Annotated in this window: 18 protein-coding genes; 11 read left to right on the top strand and 7 right to left on the bottom strand. The window is 41.7% G+C overall.

Translation table 11 applies throughout. The annotated features are described in order from the left end of the window. Positions 1–4: 4 nt before the first annotated feature. From GL182_RS21635 to GL182_RS21655, 5 genes are all read left to right on the top strand, one after another. Complete coding sequence (locus tag GL182_RS21635) at positions 5–2,347, top strand: TonB-dependent receptor domain-containing protein (protein WP_163381882.1); 2,343 nt, start codon at positions 5–7, stop codon at positions 2,345–2,347. A 274-nt stretch (positions 2,348–2,621) separates the two neighbouring features. After that, positions 2,622–5,690: a SusC/RagA family TonB-linked outer membrane protein gene (locus GL182_RS21640; protein WP_163381883.1), complete on the top strand. Its 3,069-nt coding sequence runs from the start codon at positions 2,622–2,624 to the stop codon at positions 5,688–5,690. 11 nt (positions 5,691–5,701) lie between these two features. After that, positions 5,702–7,081: a RagB/SusD family nutrient uptake outer membrane protein gene (locus GL182_RS21645; protein WP_163381884.1), complete on the top strand. Its 1,380-nt coding sequence runs from the start codon at positions 5,702–5,704 to the stop codon at positions 7,079–7,081. Positions 7,082–7,203: 122 nt separating this feature from the next. Then, complete coding sequence (gcvT, locus tag GL182_RS21650; protein ID WP_163381885.1) at positions 7,204–8,298, top strand: glycine cleavage system aminomethyltransferase GcvT; 1,095 nt, start codon at positions 7,204–7,206, stop codon at positions 8,296–8,298. Beyond that, complete coding sequence (locus GL182_RS21655; protein ID WP_163381886.1) at positions 8,295–8,996, top strand: 2-phosphosulfolactate phosphatase; 702 nt, start codon at positions 8,295–8,297, stop codon at positions 8,994–8,996. The genes gcvT and GL182_RS21655 overlap by 4 nt, the downstream gene beginning before the upstream one ends. A 44-nt stretch (positions 8,997–9,040) precedes the next feature. On the opposite strand, the gene GL182_RS21660 is transcribed toward GL182_RS21655, so the two are convergent. From GL182_RS21660 to hisH, 7 genes are all read right to left on the bottom strand, one after another. Continuing rightward, positions 9,041–9,550, bottom strand: a complete 510-nt coding sequence (locus GL182_RS21660; protein WP_163381887.1) for a fasciclin domain-containing protein — start codon at positions 9,548–9,550, stop codon at positions 9,041–9,043. Positions 9,551–9,905: 355 nt separating this feature from the next. Beyond that, positions 9,906–10,442, bottom strand: coding sequence for an SRPBCC family protein (locus tag GL182_RS21665; protein WP_163381888.1), 537 nt, complete (start codon positions 10,440–10,442; stop codon positions 9,906–9,908). 104 nt (positions 10,443–10,546) lie between these two features. Then, entirely contained in the window at positions 10,547–10,957 is a 411-nt protein-coding gene (locus GL182_RS21670; protein ID WP_163381889.1) for a gamma-glutamylcyclotransferase, read from the bottom strand. A 5-nt stretch (positions 10,958–10,962) separates the two neighbouring features. Next, the gene (hisIE, locus tag GL182_RS21675; protein ID WP_163381904.1) at positions 10,963–11,568 is read right to left on the bottom strand and encodes a bifunctional phosphoribosyl-AMP cyclohydrolase/phosphoribosyl-ATP diphosphatase HisIE; all 606 of its coding nucleotides are present in this window, start codon (positions 11,566–11,568) and stop codon (positions 10,963–10,965) included. Between the two features lie 62 nt (positions 11,569–11,630). Beyond that, positions 11,631–12,386, bottom strand: coding sequence for an imidazole glycerol phosphate synthase subunit HisF (hisF, locus tag GL182_RS21680; protein ID WP_163381890.1), 756 nt, complete (start codon positions 12,384–12,386; stop codon positions 11,631–11,633). 1 nt (position 12,387) lies between these two features. Continuing rightward, positions 12,388–13,110 (bottom strand): 1-(5-phosphoribosyl)-5-[(5-phosphoribosylamino)methylideneamino]imidazole-4-carboxamide isomerase, encoded by a 723-nt coding sequence (gene hisA, locus GL182_RS21685; RefSeq protein ID WP_163381891.1) that lies wholly within the window; start codon positions 13,108–13,110, stop codon positions 12,388–12,390. Then, entirely contained in the window at positions 13,110–13,694 is a 585-nt protein-coding gene (gene hisH / locus GL182_RS21690) for an imidazole glycerol phosphate synthase subunit HisH (protein ID WP_163381892.1), read from the bottom strand. Before hisH ends, hisA begins: the two co-directional genes overlap by 1 nt. Positions 13,695–13,856: 162 nt before the next feature. On the opposite strand from hisH, the gene GL182_RS21695 reads away from it, so the two are divergent. From GL182_RS21695 to GL182_RS21720, 6 genes are all read left to right on the top strand, one after another. Beyond that, positions 13,857–14,429 carry a hypothetical protein gene (locus tag GL182_RS21695; protein WP_163381893.1) on the top strand — a complete coding sequence of 191 codons (573 nt, stop codon included), beginning with the start codon at positions 13,857–13,859 and terminating at the stop codon, positions 14,427–14,429. Between the two features lie 224 nt (positions 14,430–14,653). Continuing rightward, positions 14,654–15,595, top strand: coding sequence for a DUF1080 domain-containing protein (locus tag GL182_RS21700; protein WP_205603705.1), 942 nt, complete (start codon positions 14,654–14,656; stop codon positions 15,593–15,595). Positions 15,596–15,861: 266 nt separating this feature from the next. Further along, positions 15,862–16,230 carry a hypothetical protein gene (locus GL182_RS21705; RefSeq protein WP_163381894.1) on the top strand — a complete coding sequence of 123 codons (369 nt, stop codon included), beginning with the start codon at positions 15,862–15,864 and terminating at the stop codon, positions 16,228–16,230. A 132-nt stretch (positions 16,231–16,362) separates the two neighbouring features. Continuing rightward, positions 16,363–16,878 (top strand): hypothetical protein, encoded by a 516-nt coding sequence (locus GL182_RS21710; RefSeq protein WP_163381895.1) that lies wholly within the window; start codon positions 16,363–16,365, stop codon positions 16,876–16,878. After that, entirely contained in the window at positions 16,875–17,147 is a 273-nt protein-coding gene (locus tag GL182_RS21715) for a hypothetical protein (RefSeq protein WP_163381896.1), read from the top strand. Before GL182_RS21710 ends, GL182_RS21715 begins: the two co-directional genes overlap by 4 nt. Positions 17,148–17,248: 101 nt before the next feature. After that, the gene (locus GL182_RS21720; RefSeq protein WP_163381897.1) at positions 17,249–18,004 is read left to right on the top strand and encodes a TerC family protein; all 756 of its coding nucleotides are present in this window, start codon (positions 17,249–17,251) and stop codon (positions 18,002–18,004) included. The last annotated feature ends 285 nt before the right edge of the window (positions 18,005–18,289 follow it).

Consider the following 18,289-nt stretch of genomic DNA (forward strand, 5'->3'; position numbering starts at 1 on the left):
AGATATGAAACCAACTAAATTATTTTCCATTTTATTTTTCCTGGCTAATTTATGCTTTGCATACACAGGATATAGCCAAAGCGATACCTTTACCCTTAAGGGGAAACTTACAGCCAATGACAGCAAAGATCCGCTTTCTTTTGTTCAGGTAGCCTTATATAAACCGGGAGAAAGTAGGCCCGTAGTTTTTTCAGACTCCGATGACGACGGAAACTTTTCCATCAATGCCGGCAGAGGAGAATACCTTTTGAGGTTTTTCTTAATTGGTTATAATGAAAAAGAAATCGAAATTAATCTGGATAGCAACCAAAATCTGGAAACCATAGAATTAATTTCAGAAAACCAGGATTTGGAAGAAGTAGTGGTGCAATCCTCTAAATTTCCGATCAGATCTGACGCTGAAGGACTCACCATTAATCCCAGCCAAAACCTTTCTAACCTGGGAGGAACATTGCTTGACATTTTGAGAAACACACCCTCGGTAAGTGTTTCTGAAGATGGCGCCATCACTCTTAGAGGAAGCTCGGGAACAAATATTTTAATCAATGGAAGGAATTCTTCTTTAACCCAAAACCTGGACCAGATTCCGGCCAGTGCGATCGAACAAATTAAAATCATCAATAACCCCAATGCCAGGTATGACGCCGAGGCCGAGGCTGGGGTCATAGATATTGTGCTTAAGAAAGGGGAAAACCTCGGAACGCATGGCAACGGGGAGCTTACTTACGGTACAAGGGGAAGAACGAATGCTGGAGTTAATATCAACCACCGTACTTTAAAATACAACGTTTTTGCGGGTTACAATTTCAGAAGGTGGAGATCAATAGGAGAAAGAAGGACAGAGCGGGAAATATTTGAAGATGAGGAAACCTTGCTTCAGAACACCAACTCCACCAGTGAAAATATTGGCCATAACCTTAATTTTGGAGCCGATTACTATTTTGGAAATAATATCATCAGCTACGAAGGTTTTTTCCAAACCAGTGATGATAGCCAAATAAATACACTCTATTCAGAGCTTAGGGAAAATGAAACCAACGACCTGGTTTTGGAATATGTCAGGAGAAATAGGGAAACAGAAGCTGACGATGGCTTTGATAATGCCATTATTTATGAAAGAACCTTTGATAACAAAGACAAAACTTTTAAAGTAATCGCAAGTAATTCCTACCGAAACCAGTATAAGATCCAGAATATTGACATTTTCCGAAATACCCTGGAACCAATTGATGAAAACCTGAATGGAATGGAAAGGGCTTTTACAGATGAAAAACGTTACGTATCCATATTTCAGGCAGATTTTACCAGTCCGTTATCTTCAGATGCCAAAATTGAAGCTGGAGTTAAATCCAATATCAGAAAGTTTGACAATGATTATATTTACACCCGCTTTCAGGAAAACATCCAGGATTTTGTAGAAGACAGTAATGTGAGCAACCGGTTTATTTATCAGGATCAAATACATGCAGGTTACTTTATTTACTCAAACTCCTCTCCCAAATTTGATTATACAGTAGGTTTAAGAGGAGAATACACCTTTGTGGACACCTTTTTAGAAAATACAGGTGAGTCCAACCAGCAAGAATATTTTAATCTTTTCCCCAGCCTTCAAACATTGTACAAAATCAATGAGGAAAATTCCCTTAAATTATCCTACAGCAGAAGAATCGATCGTCCCACTGCCTGGAGATTGAATCCATTCCCTGATATTACAGATTCATTGAGTGTCCGAAGGGGAAACCCGGACTTACAACCAGAATTGATTCATTCCCTGGAATTTGGCCATCTTGCAAATTTTGAAAATTCCAGCCTTACCACCAATTTGTTTTACCGGCATGTGAATGGGCAGTTGGATTTTGTCACCATCGTTGAAGACGGAATCTCCTATTCACAACCATCCAACCTGAACACGGCTGAATCTTACGGAATTGAGTTTATAGGTATCACCGACATTACCCCCTGGTGGAATATCAATGGAAGTGTCACTGCCTTTCAAATCAGAGTCGATGGTTCAAATATAGGTGAAGAGTTTGTCAATCAAGGATTTGCCTGGAACACCAAACTAATGAATAGCTTCACCCTTCCGAAAGGATTTAGCTTCCAGTTGGTAGGAAACTATGAGTCTGCAGAAATAGAGGCTCAGGGCAGAGACCTTTCCCAATACTATATAGATGCAAACGTTCAGAAAAGTTTCTGGGATAATAAAGGAGCACTTTCCGTGAGTTTTAGAGATATTTTTGATACCCGAAGGTTTGCGGGCAACAGCCTGACAAACACTTTCAGACAATCTTTTTATGCCAAAAGAGAGACGAGGTTTGTGATGGTAAGTGCAAAATACCGGTTTTAATCACCTATAGGTTAATTTTCAAATTGAAAAGCCTGGTAATACATACCAGGCTTTTTTTTATCCCATTTTGAGCAAATCGACATTTATTTTTTTTGATAAGGGGGTGTTTTTAAACCAAATTACAGGTTTTGAGGTTTTTTATATTATTGTCCAATTTTATTTTACCTTTGTGGATAACTTAGAATAAGCTGATGGAGTAAACGCCATCAAATTTGAATCGAGCTAATACACCCAACATTACCTCTAATTCATTAAAAACCTAATCTTTATTAGTATGCAAAGAAGTTTACTCATTGTAATGATGATGTTATTGGCATGGCCAATGACAGGATGGACCCAGAGTAGAACCGTAACCGGACAAGTGATATCCGGAGAGGACAACCTAACCCTGCCTGGTGTCAATGTTAGTATAAAAAATACCAATAGGGGAACGGTAACCGATATTGATGGAACCTACAGCATATCTGCTTCCAGCGGGGAAACCTTGATCTATTCCTACATTGGCTTTATTCCTCAGGAAGTAGAAGTAGGGAACCAAAATACCATTGACATTACACTCCAACCCGACGCCCAAACCTTAGGTGAGGTAGTGGTAGTAGGATATGGTAGCGTAACCCGGGGCGACCTTACCGGAAATGTGGCTTCCCTTAAAGGTTCGGAAATTGCCAATGTTCCGGTGCCTTCTTTCCAGGAGGCCCTTCAGGGGCGAATGTCTGGAGTATTTGTGGAATCTTCCAGTGGTAAAGTGGGCGAAGGCGTTAAAATCAGGGTAAGGGGGACTTCATCTATTTCCGGCGGAAATGAACCCTTATATGTGATTGATGGAATTCCCGTCACTTCATCAGGTACCATAGGAAAAAGCAACCCATTGGCAGACATCAACTTTAATGACATCGAGTCTTTCGAGGTTTTAAAGGATGCTTCTGCAGCAGCGATATATGGTGCCAGGGCCTCCAATGGTGTGGTATTGATCACCACCAAAAGCGGCACCTCCGGTAAGACCAAATTTAATGTGGGCATTCAAAGAGGGATCAGTAGCCCTACCCGAAGGAATGAATTCCTTAACTCCGCCCAATACATTGAGTTGATGCGAGAGTCAGGATACAACAATGACCTGGCAAATGGACTGGACCCAATCAATAATCCCGCAGACTACGAAGACTCAGACCTTGAATTTGTGGAGGGTCGTCTGGACAGGTATGCAGGCCATACAGATTGGCGAGATGGTGCCGTAGATACTGACTGGCAGGAACAGGCTTTTAACCCTGATGCCGGTGTCACCAATGTGAATTTCTCGGCCAGTGGAGGAGATGAAAAAACCAGGTTTTATTTTTCTACTTCTTATGACAAGCAGGATGGAATCATGATCCGGAATAACTTTGAGAGGATTTCAGGAAGGTTGAATTTAGACCATAAAGTTTCAGATCGCTTTACATTAGGTGCCAATTTTAGTTTGGCCAGGACCGAAACCACGCGTTTGCCGGAAGACAACCAATTTAATAATCCCATTCAGTTGGTAGCCTTGGCCCCTATCACCCCTATTCGAGATGAAAACGGCGTGTTAAACGACCGCCCTACTACCACCTACTATAACAACCTGATCGATTCTGAGAACGCTAACTGGCTGTCTACCAGCTACAGAAATATCAACAGTATCTTTGGAGAATATGAATTTACCGAAAACCTTAAATTCAGGTCAGATTTTGCAGTAGACATCATCAACCAAAGTGACGAACGCTTTTTCGGATCCAGAACCATCACCGGACAGGGGACCAATGGTTATGGAACATCCAGATGGGTAAGGGTTTTCAACTACAACACCAACAACTACTTCACCTATAGCAATACCTTTTCTGACAGGCATCAGTTGGAGGCAGTAGCCGGTATGTCCTTTCAAAAATCAGAGGACAATTACACCCGTGTAGACGGACAGGAATTCCCCCTCGACGATCTAAAAACCCTCGAGTCTGCTGCTGAAATTGTGGAAGGTACTTCTACATTTACTGATTTCTCCTTCCTTTCTTACTTTTCGAGAATCAATTACAAGCTGGATGATAAATACCTCATGACAGTAAGTGCCCGTTACGATGCCTCTTCCCGGTTTGGCGAAAATAATAAATACGGCTTTTTCCCTGCCGGGTCACTGGGCTGGATTGTCACTGAGGAAGGATTTTTAAAAGGATCTGAAGGGTTAAGCTTGTTGAAATTAAGAACATCTTATGGATTAACCGGTAATGCGGAAATAGGTAATTTTGATCACCTTGGATTGTTTGGTCCTGTTTCTTATGGACTTCAACCAGGTTTGGAACCTACCCAGATCCCAAACCCGAACCTGACCTGGGAAACCACCGCTCAATTTAATTTGGGGATTGAGTTTGGTTTCTTTAATGATAGAATTACCGGTGAACTGGATTACTACGACAAGCAAACCAGTGATTTATTGCTCCTGGTACCTGTTCCAGGCACCACGGGTTTTGCTACCCAAAGACAAAATATCGGTAAAATGCAGAATTACGGTTTTGAAGTGGTGCTGAACTCCGCCAATTATGCAGACCAAAACTTTAGCTGGAATACATCCTTTAATTTTGCCCGAAATATCAACCGGGTACGGGAACTTGCCGAAGGTCAGAATTCCATTCCTCCCTCCTCTTCCCGGTTTTTGAATGGAATTTTCATTGGGGAATCGATCGGGGTGTTTTACGGACCAAGATATGCCGGAGTAGATCCTAACAATGGGGATGCCCTGTATTACAGCAATGAGCAACAGACAGAAACAACGAGCGACTACAACGAAGCGGCACGAATGGTGGTAGGAGACCCCAATCCGGATTTCATTGCAGGAATTACCAACAATATTACCTATAAAAATTTAGAGCTGTCTTTTCTTTTTCAGGGAGTATTTGGAAACGAAATCTACGAAGGAGGCGGTGGTTTTTATGCAGCCAATGGGGATTGGTTTGACAACAGCACAGCAATCCAGTTTAACAGGTGGCAAGAACCAGGAGACATTACCAACATCCCTCAGGCCAGACTGGGCGAATGTAATGGTTGTAATGCTTCCAGCCGGTATATTTCCGATGGAAGCTATGTGCGCTTGAAAACGCTTTCCCTTGGATATAACCTGCCTTCCTCCTTAATAGACAAGATGAGGGTCAGCAGTGCCAGAATTTACTTGATGGCGCAAAACCTGCTCACCTTTACCAACTATATGGGATGGGATCCGGAAGTAAATGCAGATTACCTGGGAAGTACTACTTCGGATTCCAATGTTTTCCAGGGCAATGATTTTTATTCGGCCCCTCAAGCAAAAACTTTCTCCTTAGGTCTTAATATAGGATTTTAAAACAGAGAACAATGAAATTCAAAAACATACAATTTTCGATTATCTTAAGTACAATCGTGTTCTTTTCTTCATGTGAAGATCAGCTGGACCTGACTCCTGCCCAAAGTGTGGATCAGGAAATCGCCTTAAACAGTGATGCCAATATCAAAAGGGTTTTGATAGGTGCCTATGCCAATATGAGGCATGAGGATTTTTGGGGTGGAAGATCCATTTTATATGCAGAAATGCTCAGCGCCAATAATGAGATCCGTTGGGAAGGAACATTTAACCAACCACGGGAGGTATTCAATAAAAGTATCTTTACCAACAATTCATTCATTACCAATACCTGGCTCAGATCCTACAGTGCCATTAATGTGGTCAACAATATATTGGACGTGATCGACCTGGTGGATGAGGCCGACAGGGACAGGGTTATGGGAGAAGCTTTATTTATCAGAGGGGCGATCTATTTCGAATTAGCCAAACTTTACGGGATGCCCTATGTATCCGGTAATACCAATACCAATCTGGCTGTTCCACTGGTATTAAGTCCTACAAGGGAAGTATCAGCAGCAGATTTGCTTCCCCGGAATTCTGTAGAAGAAGTGTACCAACAGGCATTGACAGACCTGGAAACCGCAGAAGAGTTACTTCCTGCTACCAATGGCTTTTTCGCCAGAAACTATGTGGCTTCGGCTTTGCTTTCCAGAATATATTTACAAATGGAACGCTTCGCAGATGCCCGGGATGCTGCCGATCGGAGCATTACCATTGCCACAGCAAATGGAAAATCCTTATTGGATAATTACATGTCAGCTTTTAACAATGAGGCAGATACCCAGGAAGATTTGTTTGCCATACAGGTAAACCCCCAGGATCCTGCCAATAACATGCACCTTTTTTATTCTACGCCGGATTTCGGCGGTAGAGACGGAGATGTCACCATTCTGGATGCCCATATCAACCAATACGAGGAGCGCGATGAAAGACTGGAACAATTTGTAGAAAGAGCCGGGGAAATACGAACAGATAAATGGAGAGACCAATTCCGAAATGTCAAAGTAATCCGACTGGCAGAAATGTACCTTACACGGGCTGAAACCAATTTCCGGGAAGGAACATCAGTAGGGGCCACTCCATTGGAAGACATCAACCTGATTCGAACAAGGGTGAACCTACCAGAAAAAAACAGCCTGACCCTTGAAGAAATTCTGATGGAAAGGAAGCTGGAGCTTGCCCATGAAGGTCATTTTATCCACGATGTAAAAAGGACCAGAGGGGAAATTCAGGACAACAACAGCAATGACCTGCAATACGATTATGATGACCCCAGATTAGTCCTTCCCATTCCGCAAAGGGAAATGGATGCCAATCCCGAACTGGTACAAAACCCCGGCTACGGAGGGTAAAATAATCCTGAATCCATAAAGATCACTTCATTTCTGAAGTGGTCTTTTTTTATGGCCTTTTCAGGAAATTTCAGCACATTGATTACCTTTAGGCTTTCAAAATCCCCCTAATCACAAAACCTATGCAGGATCCGATCAAAAAAATCACACTGAATGATGTCCACGAATCTCTGGGAGCCAAAATGGTGCCTTTTGCAGGCTATAGCATGCCTGTAAGGTATAGCTCAGATATTGCCGAGCACCTGCTGGTCAGGGAAAAGGTAGGGGTATTTGATGTTTCCCACATGGGGGAATTTTTAATAAAGGGACCTCATGCCCTGGAGCTGATTCAAAAAGTTACTACCAATGATGCCTCTAAGCTTTCTATAGGACAAGCCCAGTATTCCTGCCTGCCCAATGAAACGGGAGGCATTGTAGATGATCTGCTGGTCTACAGGATGGAGGAATCCACTTACATGCTGGTAGTCAATGCCTCCAACATAATTAAAGACTGGAAATGGATCACAGCCCATAATGTCATGAATGCTGAGATGGAGAATATTTCTGATGAGACCTCTCTTTTTGCAGTTCAAGGTCCACTGGCCCTGCAGACCCTTGCACCCCTCACTGAAATTAACCTGGCTGGAATCCCTTTTTATCATTTCAAATCAGGAACCCTTGCCGGCGTGGATGAAGTGCTCATCTCGGCCACAGGCTACACCGGTGCCGGAGGATTTGAAATATATGTAAAAAATAAAGATGCAAAGATAGTTTGGGACGCTATATTTGGAGCTGGCGAAGGTTTGGGCATACAACCCATAGGGCTTGGTGCCAGGGACACCCTTAGGTTGGAAATGGGCTATTGCCTCTATGGCAATGACATTACAGATGAAACCTCTCCCATAGAAGCCGGCTTGGGTTGGATTACCAAATTTAACAAAGACTTCATCAACCATTCGGCTTTAAAAGCGCAAAAGGAGAATGGGGTCAAACGAAAACTGGTTGGTTTTAAGTTAAAGGAAAAAGGTATTCCAAGAGCACATTATCCCATAGTGAATAGCACTGGCAGCCCGATCGGAGAGGTGACTTCTGGAAGTATTTCTCCAAGTATGGGCATCGGCATTGGCCTCGGATACGTGGACATTGCCTATGCCAAACCCGGTACGCCAATTGCCATTTCGGTAAGAAAGAAAAATATACAAGCTATGGTTGAGAAACTCCCCTTACTCAAGAAATGAGAACAATAGAAACCTGCATCAGCCCCGAGCTGATCCACTTACACCAGATAAAGGGCAAAACAGTGGTAGTCGTGGATATCTTCAGAGCAAGCTCCACCATGGTTACCGCCCTTGCCAATGGGGTATCCTGTATCCTGCCCGTAAAAGACCTGGAGCAATGCCGGGCCTACAAAAACCAGGGATGGAAAATTGCGGGAGAAAGAAATGGGCAACAGGCGGAAGGATTTGATCTTGGAAACAGCCCTCTGGTTTATTTAAACTGGCAATTTTCCGGTGAAAAGATAGCCATGACCACCACGAATGGTACAAGGGCCATTTCGCTTGTCCAAAATGAGGCTTCGGAAATACTCATTGGTGCCTTTCTCAACATCACTGCCCTGGTCAATTATTTGGAGACCACACAAAAGGACGTACTGGTGGTTTGTGCTGGTTGGAAAGGAAAGTTCAATATTGAGGACGCACTATTTGCAGGGGCTTTGTCACTGGCATTGGGATGGGAGCATGAATGTGATGCCACAATGGCCATGGAAGCGGTGTTTCAAAATGCCGGGAGAGATTTAAGCAACTTTCTGCAAAAAGCCTCCCATGCCAAAAGACTTCAAAATCACCACCTGGAAAGAGACATTGAGTTTTGCCTGAGTCTGAATCAGTATGAGGAAGTAGTCTTCCTGGAAAAAAATGTACTCAAGCTAAAATAAAAAAACCGTTCCCAGATGGAAACGGTTCTTTTAGGATTTTTCTTTTACATTTCCGGCAAAATCACCGAATCAATCACATGTACCATTCCATTGGTAGCTTCAATATCTGCAGCTGTTACTGTAGCTTCATTAATCATGGCTTTCCCATCAGCCAGCATCACTTTTATTTTTTGTCCCTGGACTGTTTCTACTTCCATTCCATTCTCAAGATCAGAGGCTTTAATATTTCCTGGAACTACATGATAGGTGAGGATCTTAACCAACTGATCCTTATTCTCAGGCTTCAATAAGTTTTCGACTGTCCCGGCAGGTAATTTGGCAAAGGCATCATTAGTCGGTGCGAAAACAGTAAAAGGGCCATCTCCTTTCAATACGTCTACCAGTCCACCTGCTTTAACTGCGGCAACCAAAGTAGACAGGAAATCTGTGCCAGCAGCAAGATCGACAATGTCTTTGTCAGCTGCTTTTTTCACAGGCTTTTTTTCATCATCATTGGCAAAAACCGTTGCGGACAACATCAATGCCATTACGAATACACTCATTAATTTTTTCATGGTAAGTTGATTTATTTGTTACAACTAGGAAACCAAAAATAAAACAGAATGTTCATAAGTATTTTTATAAAAAACCAAAATAAAAATCTGACATACACAATTTACACGTACATCATCAACTAATGGGTATTCAATCCAAAAAGAAAAATTGCCTGCCAATAATTATTTTAAAAAAACCAATGAATTCCTGTAGCATTGGAAAAGGATTTCACCGATTGACCAAGCCGAGGAACACCTATGAAAATAGCAAGAGACATTGAATTTTTTTCATTCTTTTCCGATAACAAGTCCAGGAACCAGCAATAGCCATACACAAAAAATACGAACAAGTCCTTGTAGGGGAATTAACCGGGGTCTATTCAAGAATTTCTTTGAGTCGCTGTAATCCCTCTTCAAAATCATTCCCAATCAGGTTTTCCATGTCCATAAAAGCCAGCATGGCATTCATAGGATAATCCATACGCCCTTCAAATCCCCATATCACCTTGGTTTGGCCTGAATGGAGCTCCTCAAATTCCATATAGGCCCTGTCGGAAGCTTCAAAAGGCTCCTTAAACCGCAGTGCATAATCGATTCGCTTTCCTTCATTGATACCAATAATTTCCTGCTCTCCCACCCCGACATCTGGATTTTCACTCTCCCAGGCAGCAATAAACCCAACCTGCCCATCTGAGCCGGTATAAGTCTTTTTCATAGATGGATCTCTTAATGACCAGGTAGAGAAATTATCCTGGTTTCTTAACATCCTGACATAGCCATACACTTCCTCATGAGGTTTATTGATTATAACTTCTCGTTTGACAGCATAATCTTTTGGCAGGAACAAAGCCGCTACCAAGGGGATGGCAATCAAGACCAATAGGATGATCAAAATGATTTTTAACACTTTCATTGCTTCTATATTTAGGTCAGAAAAAGAGAAGTAATAAGTAACTGTAAATCAAACAAATATAAAAAAATACCTTGTATTAATTCCAAATTGACCCCAACAATATATTAGCTTTTTTTATGGGCCAGGTAATCTCCTGAAGAGATGGGAATCATATGATCAATATAACCCGTATGTAAATAAACCCAGGCTTTCAATGGATGTCCATTAACTAAGTTTACAAGCATTAGTTTTCTTTCAAAAGTCACCCCCGTCTCCAACACTTCACCCAGCCCTTCATAATCATCCAAAATAGACAACAGGTCGCTATTTTCAGTAAAGGCATACACATCGCCAAATACCTGCTGATCTTGTTTTGCAGAAGTGACTGCGACAGGATACGGCCCCAGGTCAAACAGTAAACCTGGAATATGACCTGTCCCAAGATAATCTGCTTCTTCTTCCAAAAATTTACCCATTGGATGTTTAAAACCCTTTCTCAAGGTACCGTAAACAAATAAATTTGTCCGTCCGGCCATTATACCTACTTTTGATGCCGGTTGATCAATACTTCCATCACTTCTTCCAATTCATATCCTTTGGCTTCCAGTAAAACCAAATAGTGAAACAAAAGGTCTGCGGCTTCCCCGATAAATAAATCCTTATTGTTGTCCTTGGCTTCAATAACAATTTCGACTGCCTCCTCTCCCACTTTCTGAGCCACTTTATTGATTCCTGCAGCAAACAGGGATGAGGTATATGATTTATTAGAGGGCTTGTTTTTCCGCTCTTTGATGACCTTTCTCAACTCATCAATAAAAAAAGTTTTACTGTGATTTTCATGGGCAAAACAGGTGTCATCACCTTTGTGACAAACCGGCCCTTTGGGGTTTACCTGAATCAAAAGTGTATCGGCATCACAGTCCAATTCCACCTTTTTAATCATTAAAAAATTGCCTGAAGTCTCCCCTTTGGTCCAAAGCCTTTGTTTGGTCCGGCTGAAAAAGGTCACTTTTCCACTTTCCAAAGATTTATCCAGTGCCTGTTTATTCATGTAACCCAACATGAGCACCTCTTTGGTGTTTATATCCTGAATGATGGCCGGAACCAGGCCATTTACCTTTTCAAAATCAATAGTCAAATTATCCATCATTTTTATCAATAGCATCTTACAACAGGTAACTGCCCTGTTTACTTTCTGAACATTACGTTTTACAGTCTTATACTAATCCCTTCAGCCTGCAGGTATTTTTTCAACTCGGGAATAGGGATCTCTTTAAAATGAAAAATACTCGCTGCCAACGCCGCATCTGCTTTTCCAGCATTAAATACATCCTTGAAATGTTGCATATTACCTGCTCCACCTGAAGCGATGACAGGAATACTTAGCATGGAAGAAATCTCTCCGGTAATTTCATTGGCAAAACCGTTTTTTACACCATCGTGGTCCATTGAGGTTAGCAGTATTTCTCCAGCTCCTCTCTCAGCAACCTCTTTGGCCCATTTTTGGGTTTGAATAAGAGTAGGCTTACGACCTCCATGGGTATGCACAAAATCTACTCCATCCAAACTTTTGGTATCAATGGCTACCACTATACACTGACTCCCAAACTCCCTTGCCATCTCATCAACAATTCCTGGTTTTTTTACTGCGGCAGAGTTGATGCTGATTTTGTCTGCACCGGCATTCAGCAATGCCTTTATATCATCTACTGTTGAGATACCTCCCCCTACAGTAAAAGGAATGTTCACTGTTTTGGCCACCTTGGTAACCAACGCTACCAGCGTTTTCCGCTTTTCTACAGTAGCCGTAATATCCAGAAACACCAGTTCATCCGCTCCTTCGTCTGCATAAATCTTACCCAGCTCTACGGGATCCCCGGCATCCCTCAACTCTACAAAATTTACGCCTTTAACGGTCCGCCCCTCTTTAATATCCAAACAGGGTATGATTCTCTTTGTCAACATATTATTTCTGAATAAAAGTACTGAGTTCCGCTAATGAAATCTTTCCTTCATAAAATGCCTTCCCAATAATGGTACCATGTACTCCCACTTTCTCCAATTCCTCCAGGTCCTGCATGGTAGCTACACCCCCACTGGCAATCAGATTTATACCCGGGATCTCCTCTATAATTTCCTTATACAGGTCCAAAGAGGGGCCCTGAAGCAAGCCATCTTTGGCTACATCGGTACAAATCACATATTGTATTCCTTTCTCATGATAATCTTTGATGAAGTCGATCAAGTCCATAGCAGTAGTTTCCTGCCAACCAGAAATGGCTATTTTCCGGTCCCTGGCATCTGCTCCCAATATCAAGCGATCGCCTCCATAGGTATGGAGCCACTGGGTAAATAAATCCGGATTCTTGACAGCAATACTACCCCCAGTAACTTGCCTGGCCCCTAAATGAAATGCCAGGGAAATATCTGCATCAGATTGTACGCCTCCCCCGAAATCTACCTTCAGGGAAGTCGCCTGGCAAATGCCTTTCAGCACATCTTTGTTTACTATCCTTTTTACTTTTGCCCCGTCCAGGTCTACCAGGTGCAACCTTTGAATCCCTGCCGCTTCAAACTTTTTGGCTACCTCTACCGGATCGGAAGCGTACTCCTTTTTTTGATGGTAGTCTCCCTGGGTTAGTCGCACACATTTTCCATCGATGATATCAATTGCCGGAATGATTTCCATTATAAATTCAGAAAATTGGTTAAAATTTTTTCTCCTGCCAAACTACTTTTTTCAGGATGAGCCTGAATGGCATAATAATTATCCCGCTGCAACAAAGCTGAAAAATCCTCTATGTAGTGAGAAGTCGCAATGGTAAATGCAGGATCAACCGTTGCGTAGTAACTGTGCACATAATATACATAAGCCGATTCATCCAAGCCTGCCAACAAGGGAGATTGTAGGTTTTGTAAATTGTTCCACCCTATATGGGGTACCTTATCCAGGGGTGGGAATTTCTTCACCTGAATTGGAAATATCCCCAGGCATTGGGTGTCATATTCTTCAGAAAACTCACAGAGCAGTTGCAAGCCCAGACAAATGCCAAAAAAAGGCTGCTCCAATGATTTGATCAATTGATCCAATTTCCTTTCCTTGAGGTATTGCATGGCAGTACTTGCTTCACCCTGGCCTGGAAAGATGACTTTATCGGCTTTTTGTATGGTTTCCCAATCATCTGTCAAGGTAGCATTGGCTCCCAACCTCTCCATGGCATACAGCACCGACTGCACATTGCCTGCATTGTATTTGATTACGGCTACTTCCATTTATATTTGTGCCCGGTGGGCGAATTTGGTTTTTGTTAAGCGTCCGCTAAATTACAGCATTTAGCGTTAGGGGCGAAAGTTTAACCCGAAATATGCATTAGGAAATGACAACTTTAAACAGTTACTTTTGAAAATAAAAACAAACGACTACTTCAACCAACCTTGAAAAATCGCCTGGCACTGATCATTTCCCGACTGGCACACCCCATAAGCCTGATTCTTATATTTATGGCCTATACTTTTTTTAACTTACACGAGCCATGGAAGGCTACCTGGACCCTTACAGCTATAATTGTCATTGGCATTTTACCCTTTGTCATATGGAATCAAAGCAGAACCAAAAAAGGAATCTATACCAATTTTGATGTCTCTGTGAGAAGGGACAGGTATTCCATGTTTGCACTGATACTGGCACTTACCCTTTTGGTCATCCTATTCATCTTATTCAGTAATCAACCCTGGCCGGTACTGGCAGGAAGCCTGGTTTTGCTTCTATTGGTGGTGGTTTCGTTTGTATTGAATTTCTGGTTGAAAGTATCCCTACACATGGCCGTAGCTGGCTATGTTGCCCTGGGATTTTGGCAAATTCATTACCTGCCGGCCATCTTGCTATTCATGGCCATTCCCTTTATTGCCTGGTCCAGAAAACAACTGGGCAGGCACCAAAACGATGAATTAATAGTAGGTGGATTAATTGGCCTTGCTTCTGGTATCCTTTTGCTAATGATTTCCTGAAATGGATGAAACAAACCGAGAACAGGGAATACCTGTTCTCTAAAACAAAAATAACTGAGAATAAATTTACGATAAAAAGTCAGGCTATGATGGGGCAAATTCACCTTCGCCAAAAAGGTTTTTCATTTTACGACCGAAAGGTTAGTTTAGGAGATTATTTTTAAATTCTATTTTAAAACCAAGTAAAAATCCAGTAATTTTAAAAATTATTAATCAATAAAAACATGATGAGTAAAAAATTTCAATTAACCATACTAATCCTATTGACCTTTTTCTTTTCAGGTGAGGTGATACATGCTCAGGAGATGACAGCAATACAGGGGAGGTGGAACCTAACCGTTGACATGGACGGACAGGAAGCCCCTTCCTGGCTGGAAGTCAAATTATCCGGCATCCGAACTTTGGTAGGATATTTCGTAGCCCACAACGGCAGTGCCAGGCCGATTAGCAGGGTGAATTACCAAAATGGTACAATCAGCTTCTCTATTCCTCCCCAATGGGACGATTCAGATAGAGACATGGTATTTGAAGGGAAATTGGATGGAGAACAATTGACCGGAACCATCACCAGCAGTATGGGGAAAAAACACAGCTTTACCGGAGAAAAGGCTCCCCTAATGATCCGTGAAAACCCACCAAAATGGGGGAAAACAATTGAGCTTTTCAATGGGAAAAATCTGGTTGGATGGCATGCCGACAAGGAACAGAACCAATGGGAAGTTATTAATGGTGTTTTAACCAGCAAAACAGCCGGAGCCAACCTTATTTCTGACCAGGAATTTGAAGATTTTAAGCTACACGTAGAGTTTCGCTACCCGGAGGGTAGTAACAGCGGCGTGTACCTTAGAGGTAGATACGAAGTGCAAATTGAAGACAACAAAGGAACACCTCCTTCTTCCATTTATTTTGGAGGCGTTTATGGATTTCTAACGCCAAACGAGATGGCTGTAAAATCTCCAGGAGTCTGGCAAACCTTTGATATTACCCTGATAGGCCGCAGGGTCACCATCGTTGCAAACGGTAAAGAAGTCATTTGCGACCAGATTATTCCCGGCATTACCGGAGGAGCTCTGGACAGCCATGAAGGACAACCTGGACCACTGATGTTGCAGGGTGACCACGGTGCCATTGAATTCCGGAAAATAGAGATTACTCCGGCCAGATAACAATCTATCTCCCTACCACAAAAAAGCCAACATCCTTCACATTGAAAGGTGTTGGCTTTTTTGTGGTCTCCGATTACCTGGCTGATCTACCGGAAAGTTTAATTCATGGGCCAGTGGGGCATGACCAAATTGTTTTCGGGATGCAATCAAACAGCGTTGACAAACTTCAGGGATAGAGCGAAAAAAATATGGGCACCTTTCCCCATTAAGTAAAACTAATTTTCAAATGTGTCGTAAGAAACCATATTAGGGATAATATGACCTCCATGTCAAAATTAATGAAAGCTTCTACGGGTTTTGTCCTGGCTATTTTAGTAGTCTTTCAATATCATTTTTTTATGAGTTTTTCAGGGGCAACTGATCCTCTAAATGTAGCAGGTTCTGTCCGTACCATTTCTTTTAATCCGGCCTACGAAGATCTGACTAACCCAATTGCCCTGATAAATGAGGGGCTACAGACTCAAAACCATTTACCAAAAAATATTTTTGAATTTGGGGACCATTTGGTTTTTTCATTTTCCCAAATATTATTCCAATTCGATGATTGTATCAATAATGTGTTCTTAAATGCCCAGGCTGTAGTGATCAGGTTTGGTATCAGGGAAGCATTATTCCCCAGTCATTATTTTTGGTAGTTCTTGTTTTTCATTCACTCCTCCTCAAAAATTTGTGGCAGGAAAACCCTTTGCCTTAACTGGTAGGGCCATTTTTTTCAAAAAATTCACCCGGCAGCTCACTATCTGATCCTGCCAAAACACAAGAACATCATGTTTGATTTAGATATCATCACACTATCAATGGCAATGGTGGCCATCATAGCCTTTATTATGCCTTTTTACCTCAACAATAAAAAGGAAAAAGCCAGGGTTGCATTGGCAGAAAAACTCCTGGCTGATTTTGAAAAAAACCAACAACTGCATATACAAGTGAAAGACCTGTGGAGAAATAAATACTTCATTGGAATGGATCCCAAAAAAGGGAAGCTTATTTATTCAGAAGACATCCATTCCTGTTCGCCTGTCTTGATTGATTTACTCTTGATTAATAATGTGCGGATCAAAGAGGAATCCCATAAAGTGGCAAGCCCAACATCGAGCAGAAAGGTGATCGACAAACTGGAGTTGTTGTTTTATTCGGAAAAGGCTGAGCTGGTCCATACCATAGAATTTTATGATGGGGAAACATTTTCTGACCTCCTTGGAGAAACCATTCTGATAAAGAAATGGGAAACGGAAATAATTGCTTCCATTCATCAACAAGCCAAAATGGCCCTTGTCAAATGAAAATAATAACCAAAGAGGAGCTGGCCAATTTCAGGTATCCCAAACGAGAAGTTTTATCTGATCCAGTTGAAGTGAATATAAGGAATATGGATTTGGAGAGAGCCATGCAATTGGGAAATTTGGAGCACGGAAAAGTGAAAATCACCTTTCTCGACCAATACCATAATCCCTTTCAAGTAGAAACAACTATTTGGGCGGTTACAGAGGATGTTGTATGTTTAAAAGGCAACCTCTTTATCCCTAAATGTGTGATCATTAAAATAGGTTGATTCCCAAAAAATCAGGAGAGGGTGTCTTCATTTGGACATTCCTCTCTACTTTTTCGAACAGGTGTAAAATTATTTTACATTTCCTTTACTAAAAACTGACCATGGAAATATTTCTTCTCACCGAAACCTGGATTGCACTGCTAACCCTTACCTTCCTGGAAATAATACTGGGCGTAGACAACATCATATTTATATCCATCATTTCGAACAAACTGCCCAGAAACCAGCAAGCCAAAGCCAGAAACCTGGGATTGGGCTTTGCCTTACTTTTTAGAATTGCCCTTCTGTTGGGTATTTCCATTATCATCCAATTCACCCAACCCCTTATTTCTATTTTTGGGTTTAACTTAAGTGGCAAAGATTTGATTTTAGCTTTGGGTGGACTTTTTTTGTTGTTCAAATCCACTATGGAGATCCACCATAAAATGGAAGGAAAGGCAGAAGAGGTGAAACCCAATTCGGCAAAACAAATGTCGGAAGTAATCTTTCAAATCATCCTTTTGGATATTATTTTTTCCTTCGACAGTATCCTGACAGCAGTAGGCCTGGTAGATGAAATCATTTTAATGATCATAGCCGTGGTAGTAGCTTTGGGCATCATGATGGCTTTTGCAGGGGCCATTAGCAGATTTGTAAATAAAAACCCTACCCTACAGGTACTGGCCCTAGCCTTTTTGATTTTGATTGGGTTCATGCTTTTGGTTGAAGGATTCCATGTGGAGGTACCAAAAGGTTATATCTACTTTACGGTATTCTTTTCTTTGGGAACAGAACTGATTAACATGAGAGTCAGGCGAAATGCAGACAAAAGAAAGGTAAAACTTAACCCCAGGATAATAGAAAAGGATGTTAAATAACATTCTCATTCCCAGGTGAATTTAATACACTTTCTGTCGTCTACCCCTGAAAGACCTTACAGATATAAAATAGAAACCTTTTGCTTACTTTGCCTTTATATATTTAAAAAAAAAGAACCACATAAGCAAAATAAGAGCATGGAAGGGGTTACGACATATTTATGTGTCCTTATATGTCTTATATGGTAAAAAAAGGTAACCACATAAGGCATAGAAGAACATATAAGGGGTTTTTGCATTGATCCTCAAATTAAATCTGTGCTATCTGTGGTGTCTTTCGGATCC

Source organism: Cyclobacterium sp. SYSU L10401 (assembly GCF_010993705.1).
In the GTDB taxonomy this organism is placed as follows: Bacteria; Bacteroidota; Bacteroidia; order Cytophagales; family Cyclobacteriaceae; genus Cyclobacterium.

Excerpts from the sequence above, each read along its gene's own strand:
- GL182_RS21635 (WP_163381882.1), top strand. The coding sequence starts at position 5 with ATGAAACCAACTAAATTATTTTCCATTTTATTTTTCCTGGCTAATTTA.
- GL182_RS21640 (WP_163381883.1), top strand. The coding sequence starts at position 2,622 with ATGCAAAGAAGTTTACTCATTGTAATGATGATGTTATTGGCATGGCCA.
- GL182_RS21645 (WP_163381884.1), top strand. The coding sequence starts at position 5,702 with ATGAAATTCAAAAACATACAATTTTCGATTATCTTAAGTACAATCGTG.
- gcvT (WP_163381885.1), top strand. The coding sequence starts at position 7,204 with ATGCAGGATCCGATCAAAAAAATCACACTGAATGATGTCCACGAATCT.
- GL182_RS21655 (WP_163381886.1), top strand. The coding sequence starts at position 8,295 with ATGAGAACAATAGAAACCTGCATCAGCCCCGAGCTGATCCACTTACAC.
- GL182_RS21660 (WP_163381887.1), bottom strand. The coding sequence starts at position 9,550 with ATGAAAAAATTAATGAGTGTATTCGTAATGGCATTGATGTTGTCCGCA.
- GL182_RS21665 (WP_163381888.1), bottom strand. The coding sequence starts at position 10,442 with ATGAAAGTGTTAAAAATCATTTTGATCATCCTATTGGTCTTGATTGCC.
- GL182_RS21670 (WP_163381889.1), bottom strand. The coding sequence starts at position 10,957 with ATGGCCGGACGGACAAATTTATTTGTTTACGGTACCTTGAGAAAGGGT.
- hisIE (WP_163381904.1), bottom strand. The coding sequence starts at position 11,568 with ATGGATAATTTGACTATTGATTTTGAAAAGGTAAATGGCCTGGTTCCG.
- hisF (WP_163381890.1), bottom strand. The coding sequence starts at position 12,386 with ATGTTGACAAAGAGAATCATACCCTGTTTGGATATTAAAGAGGGGCGG.
- hisA (WP_163381891.1), bottom strand. The coding sequence starts at position 13,110 with ATGGAAATCATTCCGGCAATTGATATCATCGATGGAAAATGTGTGCGA.
- hisH (WP_163381892.1), bottom strand. The coding sequence starts at position 13,694 with ATGGAAGTAGCCGTAATCAAATACAATGCAGGCAATGTGCAGTCGGTG.
- GL182_RS21700 (WP_205603705.1), top strand. The coding sequence starts at position 14,654 with ATGATGAGTAAAAAATTTCAATTAACCATACTAATCCTATTGACCTTT.
- GL182_RS21705 (WP_163381894.1), top strand. The coding sequence starts at position 15,862 with ATGTCAAAATTAATGAAAGCTTCTACGGGTTTTGTCCTGGCTATTTTA.
- GL182_RS21710 (WP_163381895.1), top strand. The coding sequence starts at position 16,363 with ATGTTTGATTTAGATATCATCACACTATCAATGGCAATGGTGGCCATC.
- GL182_RS21715 (WP_163381896.1), top strand. The coding sequence starts at position 16,875 with ATGAAAATAATAACCAAAGAGGAGCTGGCCAATTTCAGGTATCCCAAA.
- GL182_RS21720 (WP_163381897.1), top strand. The coding sequence starts at position 17,249 with ATGGAAATATTTCTTCTCACCGAAACCTGGATTGCACTGCTAACCCTT.